At 34.3% G+C, this 14,667-nt stretch carries 11 protein-coding genes and 2 rRNA genes; 6 read left to right on the top strand and 7 right to left on the bottom strand.

Annotation, left to right across the window (positions count from 1 at the left end):
* Positions 1-302: 302 nt before the first annotated feature.
* Positions 303-1,385 carry an AI-2E family transporter gene (locus tag EYR00_RS06475; protein ID WP_003538042.1) on the top strand — a complete coding sequence of 361 codons (1,083 nt, stop codon included), beginning with the start codon at positions 303-305 and terminating at the stop codon, positions 1,383-1,385.
* Positions 1,382-2,128, top strand: a complete 747-nt coding sequence (gene trhA, locus EYR00_RS06470) for a PAQR family membrane homeostasis protein TrhA (RefSeq protein ID WP_003538041.1) — start codon at positions 1,382-1,384, stop codon at positions 2,126-2,128. The genes EYR00_RS06475 and trhA overlap by 4 nt, the downstream gene beginning before the upstream one ends.
* A gap of 29 nt (positions 2,129-2,157) precedes the next feature.
* On the opposite strand, the gene EYR00_RS16080 is transcribed toward trhA, so the two are convergent.
* On the bottom strand, positions 2,158-2,235 hold the full coding sequence (locus EYR00_RS16080) for a YjcZ family sporulation protein (protein ID WP_081446386.1): 78 nt from the start codon (positions 2,233-2,235) through the stop codon (positions 2,158-2,160).
* 236 nt (positions 2,236-2,471) lie between these two features.
* Between EYR00_RS16080 and EYR00_RS06460 the strand changes: the two genes are divergently transcribed.
* From EYR00_RS06460 to EYR00_RS06445, 4 genes are all read left to right on the top strand, one after another.
* Complete coding sequence (locus tag EYR00_RS06460; RefSeq protein ID WP_003538040.1) at positions 2,472-3,470, top strand: peptidylprolyl isomerase; 999 nt, start codon at positions 2,472-2,474, stop codon at positions 3,468-3,470.
* A complete protein-coding gene (locus tag EYR00_RS06455) occupies positions 3,470-4,330 on the top strand; it encodes a peptidylprolyl isomerase (RefSeq protein ID WP_003538039.1) in 861 nt (286 codons plus the stop codon). Before EYR00_RS06460 ends, EYR00_RS06455 begins: the two co-directional genes overlap by 1 nt.
* A gap of 57 nt (positions 4,331-4,387) precedes the next feature.
* Complete coding sequence (locus tag EYR00_RS06450; protein ID WP_003538038.1) at positions 4,388-4,795, top strand: HIT family protein; 408 nt, start codon at positions 4,388-4,390, stop codon at positions 4,793-4,795.
* Positions 4,796-4,979: 184 nt separating this feature from the next.
* On the top strand, positions 4,980-5,270 hold the full coding sequence (locus EYR00_RS06445; RefSeq protein ID WP_008791893.1) for a hypothetical protein: 291 nt from the start codon (positions 4,980-4,982) through the stop codon (positions 5,268-5,270).
* Between the two features lie 974 nt (positions 5,271-6,244).
* Here EYR00_RS06445 and EYR00_RS06440 read toward each other — a convergent pair.
* The 6 genes from EYR00_RS06440 to EYR00_RS06415 all read right to left on the bottom strand — a co-directional run bounded on the left by EYR00_RS06440 (position 6,245) and on the right by EYR00_RS06415 (position 14,483).
* Positions 6,245-7,189, bottom strand: a complete 945-nt coding sequence (locus tag EYR00_RS06440) for an HD domain-containing protein (RefSeq protein WP_008791897.1) — start codon at positions 7,187-7,189, stop codon at positions 6,245-6,247.
* Entirely contained in the window at positions 7,182-9,173 is a 1,992-nt protein-coding gene (locus EYR00_RS06435; protein WP_003538033.1) for a glycosyltransferase, read from the bottom strand. Before EYR00_RS06435 ends, EYR00_RS06440 begins: the two co-directional genes overlap by 8 nt.
* A 4-nt stretch (positions 9,174-9,177) precedes the next feature.
* Complete coding sequence (locus EYR00_RS06430; protein ID WP_003538032.1) at positions 9,178-10,206, bottom strand: lysylphosphatidylglycerol synthase transmembrane domain-containing protein; 1,029 nt, start codon at positions 10,204-10,206, stop codon at positions 9,178-9,180.
* Positions 10,207-10,220: 14 nt separating this feature from the next.
* Positions 10,221-11,225: an LTA glycolipid anchor biosynthesis glycosyltransferase, IagA/BgsA family gene (locus tag EYR00_RS06425; RefSeq protein ID WP_003538031.1), complete on the bottom strand. Its 1,005-nt coding sequence runs from the start codon at positions 11,223-11,225 to the stop codon at positions 10,221-10,223.
* Positions 11,226-11,344: 119 nt separating this feature from the next.
* Positions 11,345-11,453 (bottom strand): 5S ribosomal RNA (rrf, locus tag EYR00_RS06420).
* A gap of 115 nt (positions 11,454-11,568) precedes the next feature.
* Positions 11,569-14,483, bottom strand: a 23S ribosomal RNA gene (locus EYR00_RS06415).
* Positions 14,484-14,667 lie beyond the last annotated feature (184 nt).

The raw sequence follows: 14,667 nt of genomic DNA, 5'->3' as shown, positions 1-14,667 counted from the left end.
TTCTACTAGATAAGTTATCAAAAAACAAATAAAATGATAAATTATAGCAAAAATTTTTACTATTTTCCAATCAAAATCTAGCACAATTTATATTATAACCACATTGTGACCAAATTATCGATAATTATCAAGAGATTTGCTCTATTATAATATTCTAATCATAACATCCAATTGCTTTTTTTAGATGAAAATTATAAAACTTTATACATTTTAACTATTTTTGATTTTTCTAAAATAGAAATTCAATTCAATTTATATTATTAGTAAATTGTGGTATATTTATATGTAATGGGGGTGTAAAAATGGAATTTCTAAAAGCATTATTTAAAATTATTTCATCAAAAAAAATCACCCATACTTTATTAAATGTGATGATCGTTTTAGTAATATTACTATTAATTATTGCCACTGGTGATTTATGGTATGGGGTGTTATCAGCGATCTGGCTGGTTTCTAAACCATTTATTGTCGGATTTACAATTGCCTTTGTTTTAAATCCACTGATAAATTATATTGAAAAGTATGTTACTAAACGAAGCATTGCCGTAACAATGGTCTACTTAGCTGCTTTTGCTATTTTAACTTTATTAATTTCTTTAGCTGTACCAATGATTTATGAAAGTATCTCTGAAATGTTCCCGGCTTTTTACTCAGGACTTGGTGAAATTGGTGTGTTTGTTAAGGAAAATTTCAATTATGATATTTCTTCTTTAATGCGCCATATTCAGAATATTGTCAATGCTTTCTTTAAAGATTCAGTTGTTTTAGATACAACTATAGATGTTTTAAATCAAGTTATGATCAATGTCACTAATTTTTTAATCTACATCATTCTAGCAATTTATATGTCTAGTAATTTTAAAAATATCCGTAGTCATATTCGTAATATTACATATCGTATTGATAAAACATTGCCAATCTATTTACGTGAAATTGATTCTTCTTTAGTACAATATGTTAAAGCTTTCTTTATTGGAGCAATCGCTCAAGCAATTACAACAATGCTGATGTATCTAGCAATTGGTCATCCTAACTGGTTAATTCTTGGGTTTGTTTCAGGAGCCAGCTCCATTATTCCATATGTTGGCCCAATCGTTGCGAATTGTTTAGGATTAATTACTTCGTTAGGAATGGGAACTACTACAATTGTTATTTTATTTATTTTGATTTTCATTCAATCGACGATTATGTCATATGTGATTACTCCACGTATCTATTCATCTAGAATTGATTTGAGTATAATGTGGGTACTTTTTGGGATTCTCTCTGGTTCTTCTCTCTTCGGTATTTGGGGAATGGTAATCGCTATGCCACTATTAGTAAGTGCTAAAATAACTTTTCAAGTTTATAAAGAAAATCATCAAAATGAAAAGCTTATGGAATGATACGCAGCAGCGTATCATTTTTGTTTGAATTTAAAAGTAATTTATATTATAGTATGTACTGGGTGATAAAATTGGAAAAAGTGAATAATAAAATTACAAAAAAAATAAAAAGAATCTTTCCGCCATATTTTAAAGAAGAGTTATTTAATTGTATAACTCATGGAATTATGGCATTTATCATGTTACTTCTAATCCCAGCTTGTGCTGTATATGCATATGTTAAAGGTGGTCCTATCCAATCTTTTGGAGTTAGTGTTTTTACAATTTGCATTTTTTTAATGTTTCTTGTTTCAACTCTATATCATGCTATGGATCATGACAGTCCTCATAAACAGGTATTCAGAATCCTTGATCATATCTTTATATATTTTGCAATCGCTGGAAGTTATACCCCAGTTGCTCTGTGTTTAATTAAAGGATATCAGGGAATCATCATCCTTGTTATTCAATGGGCAATGGTAATAGTAGGAATTTTATATAAATCTATTTCAATAAAAAGTTTACCAAAGCTTTCGCTAACTATCTATCTAGTTATGGGATGGACAGCCATCCTATTTATGCCTTCAATCATTCAAAATTCTAGTGCTGCTTTTCTCTGGCTAATTGTTATCGGTGGTTTAATGTATTCAATCGGAGCATACTTTTATGCAAATAAAAAAATACCCTACAACCATGTAATCTGGCATATATTTATTTCAATAGCTTCTATCTTACATTTTATTGCAATAGTTTTTTATATTTAAAAGGATGTCTTGGCGACATCCTTTTTTAATTAGCACATATTACAAATGATTACTAATAAAATGAATAAAACTAAGATCAATGTAAAAGAATTATCTTGGCATGCCATTGTAATCGCCTCCTTTTTATTACATACAATAGATACCTACAATAACTAGAATAATAAACAAGACATAGATGTTTACATTAGTGCATTTACAGTTATTCATCAAATCCCCTCCTACCACCTACATATTATAAATTATGTTAAAATAACAATTGGCAATGTGTTTTTGCCTAATTTATTGAAATTAGATGCGATAAATAGTATAATTGTAACGTTATGGAAAGATAAGGAGGAAAGATATGAAATTAGGTAAATGTGCTGCGGCACTAGTCGTGACTAGTTTCTTATTAACTGGTTGTCAAAACAGCTCGAAAACAGTTAAAGAAGATGGGAAATATGTAGTTGCTTCTTTAAACAGTGGGAAAAAAGATAAAAATATTTTTGCGGATGATATTTTTAACGATGTAATATCTACTGCCAGTGGAAAAAGTTCATACTTTAATGCCGTGCTTCAACAATTAATGGATCAAAAATTCCCAATCGATGAGGATATGGAAACTGATGCTAATGAAACAGTTGATCAAATCCAAACTTACTATGAAAATCAATATGGCGATAATGCTGAAACTCAATTACAAACAGCGTTAAGTTCAAGTGGATTTAATTCACTTGATGAATATCGTGAAAACATGGTGAGAGTCTATCAAAGATGCAACTTTTTATTAGCTTACGTTGAAAAGAACTTTGATGAAGTTTTCGATGATTATTACACTCAAGCAAGTCCACGTGAAGCTAGTCTTATTAAAGTTTCAATGACTGATGTTGAAAATCCAACAGCTGATGAAACAGCAAAATTGAGTGAAGTCACTGCTTTATTAAGCTCAAGTAAAAGTTTTGGAGATATCGCCAAAGATTACTCTGATGATACAAACACTAACAAGAATAAAGGAAAATTAGGTATTGTAGATACTACAAGTGGTCTTTCACAAACATTTGGTAGTGATGTTGAAACTAAAATATTAGCACTTGCCAGTGGTGAAACTAGTGAAGCCATAAAAGGTACTGATGGATATTATTTTGTAAAAGTTACTAGTACTGATAAAGATAGTATAAAAAAAGAAATAAAAAAAGATTTATCTATTGATACTCCATTGATTGCATATGATAAGTATATGAGCTATATTGTTTATCAATCTTATAATGTTAAATACGATGATAAAAATACTGAAAAAATAATTAATAATGTAATTGATGAAGCTTTAAAAGAACGCGAAACTAGCCGAGGAGGAACAAACTAATGAAGAAAAAAATATTTCCTTTAGCAATAGTTGCAACTCTTTTGGTCGGATGTAGTTCTTCTAGTGCAACTACTTATACTTCAGAAATAAAAGATGGAGATAAGACTATTGCAACTGCTGATGATGTTAAAATTAGTAAAAATGATGTTTACCATTATTTACTAAAAGAATATGGAAGTTCTGAAGTTCTTTCATTAGCTTTAACTTATATTGCTGATCAAGAACTGACAGACAAGGATGCAGTGCAAACTAGAATTAATGAAAAGGTTGCAAGTTTTACTGAAAACTTAACTACTTCATTAGAAGAATATGCTAAACAATATGGTTATGAAACTGAACAAGAATATATCGATGGTGTTTTAACTTTAGGAGTAAAACAAACCATGCTTAAAGAAAAATATATTAAAGATAACTATGATGACCTGGTTAAAGAATACAAAGTTAAATATTTAAAAATTATTACTTTAGACACTGAATCAGCTGCCTTAAGTTTAATTGATAAAGTTAAAGATGGCAGTGATTTTGACACTTTAATGACTGAAAACAATGGTACTGATGCTGGTATGGTCACTACTAAAACAAGCAGTGTCGACTCAAAAATTATTAAAAAATTAGATAAATTTACTAAAGATGGTATTTATAATAAAGTGATTAAGACATCTGAATCTAAATATGCTGTAGTTTATGTTTACAATACAGATAAAAAAGATCTAAAAGATGAAATTATTACTAATTTAGCTTCTGTTAGTGATATGTCTACAAAAATGGAAACATATTATTTAAAGAAATACAATTTTGATGTATACGAATCAGCAATCAAAGATGAAATTAAAGAATCAAATGAAGATTATTTCGGATAAGGGGTTTCCCCTTATCTTTTTTCTATGTTAGAATAATATTATGGAGGACTTATAGAAATGGAGAATTGTATCTTTTGTAAAATCGCTAATAAAGAAATACCTGGTAAAATTGTATATGAAGATGATTTATGTCTAGCTTTTTTAGATTTGAGTCAAACAACTAACGGACATACATTAGTTGTTCCTAAAACACACTATCAAAATATTTTAGATGTTGATAAAGAAGTTTTGAGCCATCTAATCAAAGTAACAAAAAAGCTTACTAACCAAATAATCACTAATTTAGACGCAAAAGGCGCGAATGTGCTTACCAATGCAAATGAAGTGGCTGGTCAAACTGTTATGCATTTTCATATCCATATTATTCCAAGATATAATGAAACAGATCAAATCAAAATCGACTTTACTGATCGTAGTCAAGAAGTTGATTTAGATAATATTTTTAATAAAATAAACAGCTTATAAAACTTAGATATTTTCGCTAAATTAAAGTAATTTACTCTTGTATATTACTTATTTAGCGTTTTTTTATCAAAATCATTTTAAATTGATTATCCTATCTGTAATTATAAAAGTTAAAAAAATGACGATACTTAATCTAAATGTTATAATTTATTTAAAATTATTGACTTTGGAGGAAGTTAAAACTATGAAGTATTTTTTAATCGAAGGTATCGTTACTCATCCTGAACGAATGACAAATGAAATGATGCAAGAGCATCAAAAATATACAAATCTTTTAATGAAAGCGGGGAAAGTACTCTTTTCGTCATTAAAAAGCGATATGAGTTCTTCAATAACTGTAATAAAATCTAGAAATGAAACTGAAATACAAGAATTTTATAAACATGAACCACTTTTTAATAATAATGTGTTAAGTTATCACATTTCCGAATTGCAAATACATTATCATACTTCTGAAACTGCTAATTGGTTTTAAAGTGATCGTAAAAATTCTTAAATTTAAATAATTAAATTGTTATTTATACTTCTATTTCATTAATAGGGTAAAGGAATAAATTTGATAATTTATTCTCCCATTGAACCGTACGTACATGTCTCGTATACGGCTCTACATTTATATCACTCTTAAGATAATAATCTAGGTGATAGACTAAACCTGGTCTATCACCTTTCTTTATGCTTAGAACTTTTAGCGATATTATAAAATTGACTATATTCATTCCACTTCTCCTATACCAGCCTAACCTTGTGTTTGCACACTTATAAATGTCATCTTCACTAAATCTACATTTACATGCCTTGTTTAATTTCATTAGATTTCTATATATTGCCTTTGGCTTCTTCCACCTCTTGCACAGTCATTTTGTCTATTCCAGGTACTCCTTTATTTTGTTTGACCTTTTCGATAGTCATTTTCAAATTCTCTTTACTTTTACCATCTAGGATTACGTTTCCCAGTTCTAGGCTATCCTTACTTTCGAACTATCCAAATATTGCTTATAGTGATTTGCACTCTATAAACGTTTCAGTCCTTCATCATTTCTGACTACTATGACTTCATCAGACTTCTTGTGATAAATCTTTTTCTATCGATGGTATCATTACTGTTTTTAACAGTTTACTGGACTTCATCGTCCACAAGGTCTCCCGAGGTAAGGCATACATCTTTTCTTATCTTCACAGGTTTTTGATTTACTGTCTTGGTTTGTTCTGCAACCTTATCTCCCATTCAGCCTCATCAAATTTCTTTTCGTAATCTCGAATATTTCGCTACACCAATTCCATCACCCATAGCATCACTACTAATGGTTTGTGGTTCACTACTCTTAGCGGTAAATACCCGTGGTGGGACTTTCACCAGCTAAATGTATGCCATGCTCGGCACACAGAAAAAGAGTAATTCTGTCAAATGATAGAATTACTCTTTTTAATAAGTTTTACAATCTTAATTTAATTCATTTTTGGTTTATAAAAGGCTCTATTTTCTAAAGCAAAAACTCGTTTTGAAAAACCACCTGGTTCTACTGTCTCTAAAGCTTTATCTAGCATATTGATCCGAGCATCCATATTATCAATTAAATAAATTACCTCTGCTTCTTTGATTTGTGGCAGTATTGGTGAACCAAATTCGTTTTTTCCATGATGAGATAAAATTATATGTTGTAACAGCGTAACTTCTTCACCCTCAATATTCATTTTATCAGCCATTTCTTTGATCATTGCCTGAGAGATTGATATATGACCCAATAATTTACCCTCGATTGTATATTCAGGTACAACTGGACCACTTAGTTCTACTGTTTTACCTAAATCATGTAATGTAATTCCCGCAAATAACAAATCTCTATTTAATGATGGATATAATCGAGCCAAAGCATCAGCTATCCTTAACATGCTGCAAGTATGATATGCTAATCCAGATACATACTCATGATGATTTTTGCTAGCAGCAGGATAAATTGTTAATTTTTCAACATGTTCGTTGAATAATGCTTTAACTAACTGATTTAACTTAAGATTGTTAATTCGCTCAATAAAAGTATAAATCTCCTTTACAAGCTCTTCTCCTGTTTGTGGCGCACTTTTTAGAAATTTAACTTGTTCTTGAGGTTCAGTTGAAGCAACAACAATTTTGATTATCTTCATTTGGCGATCTTCATTATATTTGATTACATCACCTTTTACTTGTACAACACAACCCATAACTAACTTTTCTACTTGCTCATTAGTTGCATTCCACAATTTAGCATCGATTGTCCCAGTAGCATCTTGTAAAGTAATACTAAGATAGGTAGAACGATTGGCCCCATTTGTTTTTCCAACAACAACACGGTTAATCAGTGCCTCAATTACTACGCCTTCATCACCAGGTTTTAATTCATTTATTTTATTCATCATCCAAGGCTCCTTCTCTATTTAATAATTCTTTAATATGCTCATAATTGTAACCTTTTCTTAAAAGAGTATCAATGATTTTTTCTTTTAAATGAGTACCTTGATATCTTTTTGAATACTTTTTCTTTTGTCTTGAGAATTCTTTTTCCAAAGCTTCTTGTTCTTGCTGATCATCAAACTCAAAATCAAAATCACTAAGTGCTCGTTCAATTGTTTCAGAAGTAAAGCCTTTTATATAAAGTTTATCTCGAATTTTCTTCACCATTGCTTTATAAGAAAAACTAGTATTACGACTATAAATGGATTCAATTAATGTGGTGGCAGCATTATACTCATCGTCATCATCATCAATCTCTTCTAAACATCGATCAATAATTTGACTATCAATTCCATAACTCCGTAAATTATAAATAGCTTTATTTAAGCCAATTCCAAGTCGTGTACAGCGTTTTAAATAATTTAAGGTATATGCTTCATCATTCATTAAATTCTTCTCTTGAAGTAACTCTAGCGTTGCATCTAACTGTGTATCATCATAATCACCACTATCCATTAACTTCTTTTTCATTTGATTATAAGTATAATCTTTTACTGTGAGTAATTTTAACGCTTTATTATAGGCCCGAGAAACTTGTTCAAAATCTTTTAAAACATCAAATAACTCTTTATCAATAACTTTATTTGGCTCTAATTGATAAGCTTTAATTAATTTATCATTTACCTCAACAATAATCTCACTTTCATCAAATAGAAAAACAACTTCATTTATCCCTCTTTTAACCGGATATATCGACTTGACCGTATATGAATAGTGTTTCGAATTAATTGCTTGCTGATAAACAGCAATTACCTTTTCATAAAATACTTCACTACTAAACTTCATTGCACTTAAGTATGCGGCTTCTGCCATTTTAGAATAATTATGATTAATTAATTTTAGTAGGATTTCCACTAGTTCCGATGTTTCTTTAAAAAAGTACCCATTTACACCGTCATCGATAACATCCTCCAAATTTTTATCATAGCGTGCAACAGCAGGTATTCCACTTGCCATCGCCTCAATATAAGTCAATCCTTGAGTTTCAGTTATTGAAGCAGAAACAAATACATTTGATAAATGATAATAACTTGGTACCTCATTACTAGGCTTAGGGCCGGTAAAAATCACATAATTGCTGATATGATCATCTTTTACTAATTCTTTCAATTCCTCTAACTGTGGTCCTCCACCAACAATCAAGCAAAGTACATTATCATTTTCTTTAATAACTTCCTTCATTGCATCAATTAATACTTCAATACTTTTTTCTTTCGCAATTCGTCCTAAAAAAGTTACAATAAACTGATCTTTAATTCCATATTTGTCTTTAATTTGCTCAATCAATTCAGTATTTTTATTTTTAGGATCAAATTTTTCTAGTTCTAATCCTGTAGGAATAATATGGACGTCTTTATTTAAACCATATAATTCTAATGCTTCTTTAGTCTTTAAAGAAGGTACGATTAATTCAGTACTTTTATCACCATAAAATTTACTAATACGTGTAATTGCCTTTTTGATCAAACCATCAATAGCTCCAGAATTTACAGGATTAACATAATGAGAATAATCTGCCCACATCGTATGATACGTATAGACAACAGGAATATTAAGAGTTTCTCCTACGATTCTTCCAAATATTCCTACCCCAAATTCAGTTTGAACGTGGATAACTTCAATGTTCATTCCCTTAATTTCACGCATTCCTTTGAAGGAATAAATATTACAAGCCCGGTAACCATACAGGGCTTGTATTTCCAATCCAGGAACTCTTAAGATATTATCATGAGGATCATCCATATAATCACTATCACTAGGTAACTCGCTAGTAACAACAACTACATCATGTCCATGTTTTACTAATTCATCTTTCAATATTTTAGTTGATGTCGCTACCCCATTAATATCAGGGATATATGTATCTGAAAAAATTGCTATTCTCATTACTTTACTCCGATCTATTTATTTCTCGATTAGTTGCAAAAATGATACCACCAATAATTAGTCCTAAATAGTAGGTTACAAAGCGCCATACTAATAATGTTGTTGGCGTACCAACAGCCCCTAAAATAGGGCTAAATAACATATAATAAACTCCTTCGCTCCCGCCACTTGCTCCAGGAATCGGAACAAAGGCAGTAATCATATAAACAAATGAACAAATACCAATAAAATCGAATATTTGGATAAATGAAACATTAAGGTTTAATGCTTTTGCTGCAAAGAAGGGAATACTATACATAATTAATAATTTAAACAAATTAATTAATGATGATTTTATCAATACATTCTTATTTTTTAATAACACGTTTAACTCTGTTCTAAAGTTTTCAAGTGAACGTGCAATTTTAATAGAAGTATCTTCATAGTTTTTTACAATTCTTATTTTACTTAACGCTTTTACAATATTATTACAAATAAAATCTTGTAATCGCTTTGATTTAGCACCTAAAAATAGTCCAGTAATAACAAAGAAATTAATCAAGAAGCCTAAAATTGCTAATGAAAAAAATTCTGAATACATTGAACTATAAGCCTGATAACGGAAAATCATCACTACTGCAGTAAATAAAACTAGTACTGACTGGTAAACAATAAAAGCCATCAATAAAATACTAGCAGAGTTAGTTGGGGCAATTCCCTGCTTATTAAAAATATAGACTTGTGCAAATTGACCCCCACTAGAAAAGGGGGTAACCCCATTAAAAAAAGTTCCTGAAATCGAATTTACAAACCCTTGCTTATAACTATAATCCTTTTTATATAACTTACCAAAAGTATATAGATTAATTCCATCTAATAAAAAATATATAGACATTAATGCAAAGGAAATAACAATCCATAAAGGCGAGGCCGTTGTTAATGCTCTTAAAGAAGCATGTAAATCATCTTTCATTGTAAAATAAATTACAGTTGCCCCTAAAACAAGAATTAAAATAATATTAAGGAAATATTTTTTATTAGATTTCTTATCCATAAGCTTTCCTCATATTAGAGGTTCAGCGTTTCTTCATACACCTCTAATAATTCTTTCCCTATCTTTGATAGTTCTCTCTCTTTAGCTACTTTATAGCCTTGCGCAACTAATGAAGGATATTCTCCGTTAATCATCTTTTTAATGATTTCAACAAAATCATCTGTGTGGTTACCTTTGTAACAGTTCACGCCATTTTCTAACCAATCTGAAAAAACAGGAATATCACGCAGTAAAACATTACATTTACTTGCCAAAGCTTCCAATACAACTATTCCCTCAGTTTCTTCTCTTGATGGGAAAAAGAATATATTACTTCTTCCATAAGCCCCTTTAATTATATCACCGCTAACATAGCCTGGTAAAATAACATTTTGAGGTAAATCATCTAGTAAATCTTTAATCTTTTTTGTAGGACGTGATAATTTAATATCACCAAACCACATAAATTTATACTCAGGCAATTTCTTTGCCACCGATACAAAAGTATCAAATCCTTTTCTTTCAAATAGCCAACCTACCGAAATAATAACAACATCTTTAGAATCAATTTTGTATTGCTGAATAAACGATTCAATTTGTTCTTGACTAGGATTAAACTGTGTCAAATCAACACCATTCGAAACTGCTTTAATTGGAAGTGTAATTCCATAAGATTCTAAAATCCGCTTTGAATAAGGAGTCGGAGTTACAATATAATCACCTTTTGTATACATACTGATCAGCCATTTTTTATAAACCCCTGAAACAGTATTAGAAAACATAAAAGAATTTTTAAAATCTTCTTCTGTGCTATGAGCATGATATACAATCTTTTTATTATACTTTCGTGCTTGATTTATTATCTTAAAACTATCAGGCCATACAGTATTAATGTGGAGAATATCATAATCCAAATCATCCTTATCTGTAGTATAAGGGATTCCTGATAATTCTAATGCTTTTTTTTGATGGACAAAAGCACGACCAATTCCTGATTTTTTGATAGCATCTTCTTGTCCAAAATATAATTTAATTTTCATTTTATCACCATATCTATTATACTACAAAGTAGTCCTAATTTAAAGGATTATAAGTAAGGCATACTTCGGTTTAGAACAAAGAAAAAAGGATACGCAGAGGTATCCGTAAATAAAAAAAGAACCGGCAGCTTGCTATTGTCGCACCTTGGTACTATCTTCGCCGTTATGATGCTTAACTTCTGTGTTCGGTATGGGAACAGGTGTGTCCATCATGCTATCGCTACCAGATCTTCTTTTCTAAGCAATTCCTTTCGAGAATCACTCAAAACTAGATAATAGTTTTCTTGCGTCTTTTGTCTTCCACTTTGTCTTCTTTCAGTTTCAAGCCTTAACCCTTTTTCTCTAGGTTAAGTCCTCGACCTATTAGTATCAGTCCGCTGAACATGTCGCCATGCTTACACTCCTGACCTATCAACCTTATCGTCTTTAAGGGGTCTTACTTACTTGCGTAATGGGAAGTCTCATCTTGAAGTGGGTTTCACACTTAGATGCCTTCAGCGTTTATCCCTTCCATATTTAGCTACCCAGCTGTGCCACTGGCGTGACAACTGGTGCACCATTGATATGTCCATCCCGGTCCTCTCGTACTGAGGACAGATCTTCTCAAACTTCCTACGCCCACGACAGATAGGGACCGAACTGTCTCACGACGTTCTGAACCCAGCTCGCGTACCGCTTTAATGGGCGAACAGCCCAACCCTTGGAACCGACTTCAGCTCCAGGATGCGATGAGCCGACATCGAGGTGCCAAACCTCCCCGTCGATGTGAACTCTTGGGGGAGATCAGCCTGTTATCCCCAGGGTAGCTTTTATCCGTTGAGCGACGGCCTTTCCATTCAGCACCGCCGGATCACTAAGCCCGACTTTCGTCCCTGCTCGACTTGTAGGTCTCGCAGTCAAACACCCTTATGCCTTTGCACTCTGCGCTTGATTTCCATCCAAGCTGAGGGTATCTTTGGGCGCCTCCGTTACTCTTTGGGAGGCGACCGCCCCAGTCAAACTGCCCACCTGACACTGTCCCGTTGCCAGTTCCATGGCATCCGGTTAGAACTCCAATACAAGAAGAGTAGTATCCCAACATTGACTCCTCACACACTGGCGTGCATGTCTCTCAGTCTCCTACCTATCCTGTACATCTTGCATCAAAGTCCAATATCAAGCTACAGTAAAGCTCCATGGGGTCTTTCCGTCTAGTCGCGGGTAACCTGCATCTTCACAGGTACTAAGACTTCACCGAGTCTACAGCTGAGACAGCGCCCAAATCGTTACGCCTTTCGTGCGGGTCAGAACTTACCTGACAAGGAATTTCGCTACCTTAGGACCGTTATAGTTACGGCCGCCGTTTACTGGGGCTTCAATTCAATGCTTCGCTTGCGCTGACACATCCTCTTAACCTTCCAGCACCGGGCAGGCGTCACCCCATATACGTCGTCTTTCGACTTAGCATAGAGCTGTGTTTTTGGTAAACAGTCGCTTGGGCCGTTTCACTGCGGCTCATATCTCTATGAGCACTCCTTATCCCTAAGTTACGGAGTCATTTTGCAGAGTTCCTTAGCTATAGTTCTCTCGCTCACCTTAGGATTCTCTCCTCACCCATGTGTGTCCATTTTCGGTACGGGTTACTGTATGATTATCACTAGAAGCTTTTCTTGGAAGCTGGCTTCACGGACTTCTGTACTTGCCGCAGCTTTCCATACGCCTCACGCCTTTGCCTTTCGACAGCCGGATTTGCCTGGCTGTCGGCTACCTCGCTTGCACCTGCATTTCCATCAGCAGGATCCGCTAGCCTTCTCCGTCACTCCATCATTCATACCGTAAGTACAGGAATCTCTACCTGTTGTCCATCGACTACGCCTCTCGGCCTCGCCTTAGGTCCCGACTTACCCAGAGCGGACGAACCTTCCTCTGGAAACCTTGGGTTTTCGGTGCGTGGGATTCTCACCCACGTTTCGCTACTCACACCGGCATTCTCTCTTCTATGCGCTCCACGGCTCCTTACGGTACCGCTTCTCCGCACATAGAACGCTCCCCTACCACTCACGCTTACGCGTAAATCCATAGCTTCGGTAATATACTTAGCCCCGGTAAATTATCGGCGCAGAGTCATTCGACTAGTGAGCTGTTACGCACTCTTTAAAGGATGGCTGCTTCTGAGCCAACCTCCTAGTTGTCTGGACATCTCCACATCCTTTTCCACTTAGTATATATTTTGGGACCTTAGCTGATGGTCTGGGCTGTTTCCCTTTTGACAATGGACCTTATCACCCACTGTCTGACTGCCGAGTATATCTTTGTGACATTCGGAGTTTGATTATGTTCAGTACCCCGAGATGGGGCCATCACATATTCAGTGCTCTACCTTCACACGACTTTACCTCGACGCTAGCCCTAAAGCTATTTCGGGGAGAACCAGCTATCTCCGAGTTCGATTGGAATTTCACCCCTAGCCACAACTCATCCGCCAACGTTTCAACGGGGGTCGGTTCGGTCCTCCATCGGGTTTTACCCCAACTTCAACCTGGTCATGGCTAGATCACTCGGTTTCGGGTCTACGACATGCAACTTTCGCCCTGTTAAGACTCGCTTTCGCTTCGGCTCCGCATATCCTGCTTAACCTCGCTCCATATCGTAACTCGCCGGTTCATTCTACAAAAGGCACGCTATCACCCTTTAACGGGCTCTAACTTCTTGTAAGCATATGGTTTCAGGTTCTATTTCACTCCCCTCCCGGGGTTCTTTTCACCTTTCCCTCACGGTACTGGTTCACTATCGGTCACAGAGGAGTATTTAGCCTTACCAGATGGTCCTGGTGGATTCCGACAGGATTCCTCGTGTCCCGCCGTACTCAGGTGCTGTCTCGTGCTTCTTCACTATTTCGGCTACGGGGCTGTCACCCTGTTTCGCCGGACTTCCCATTCCGTTCGCCTATAATGATTTCTTGCTCTTTGCCGACAGTCCTACAACCCCGATCCTAAGATCGGTTTGGGCTCTTCCCCTTTCGCTCGCCGCTACTTAGGGAATCATTCGTTTATTTTCTCTTCCTTCAGGTACTTAGATGTTTCAGTTCCCTGAGTCTCGCCTCTCTGAAGCTATTTATTCACTTCAGGATACCTGGTCTCTACTCCAGGTGGGTTCCCCCATTCGGACATCGACGGATCGTTGCATGCTTACTGCTAACCGTCGCATTTCGCTGTTTGCTGCGTCCTTCTTCGCCTCTCTGTGCCTAGGCATCCGCCATACGCTCTTTCTTACTTTACCTATTTTGGTGTTTGCTTGATTACTATTTTCAACTATTTACTAAAATCCATCCATCCGTTTCGATTTATGTTTTTTAGTGATGAAAATTCTTAGTTTTCGACTTTTCTAGAAAGACCTCAATAATAACAATTACTATTTCGATCTCATTTTCTATTTCTATCGCAATTTATTTTCTATTATCCAG

The organism is Thomasclavelia ramosa DSM 1402 (assembly GCF_014131695.1).
Taxonomy (GTDB): domain Bacteria; phylum Bacillota_I; class Bacilli_A; order Erysipelotrichales; family Coprobacillaceae; genus Thomasclavelia; species Thomasclavelia ramosa.
This window is presented reverse-complemented; position numbering and strand designations above follow the sequence as displayed.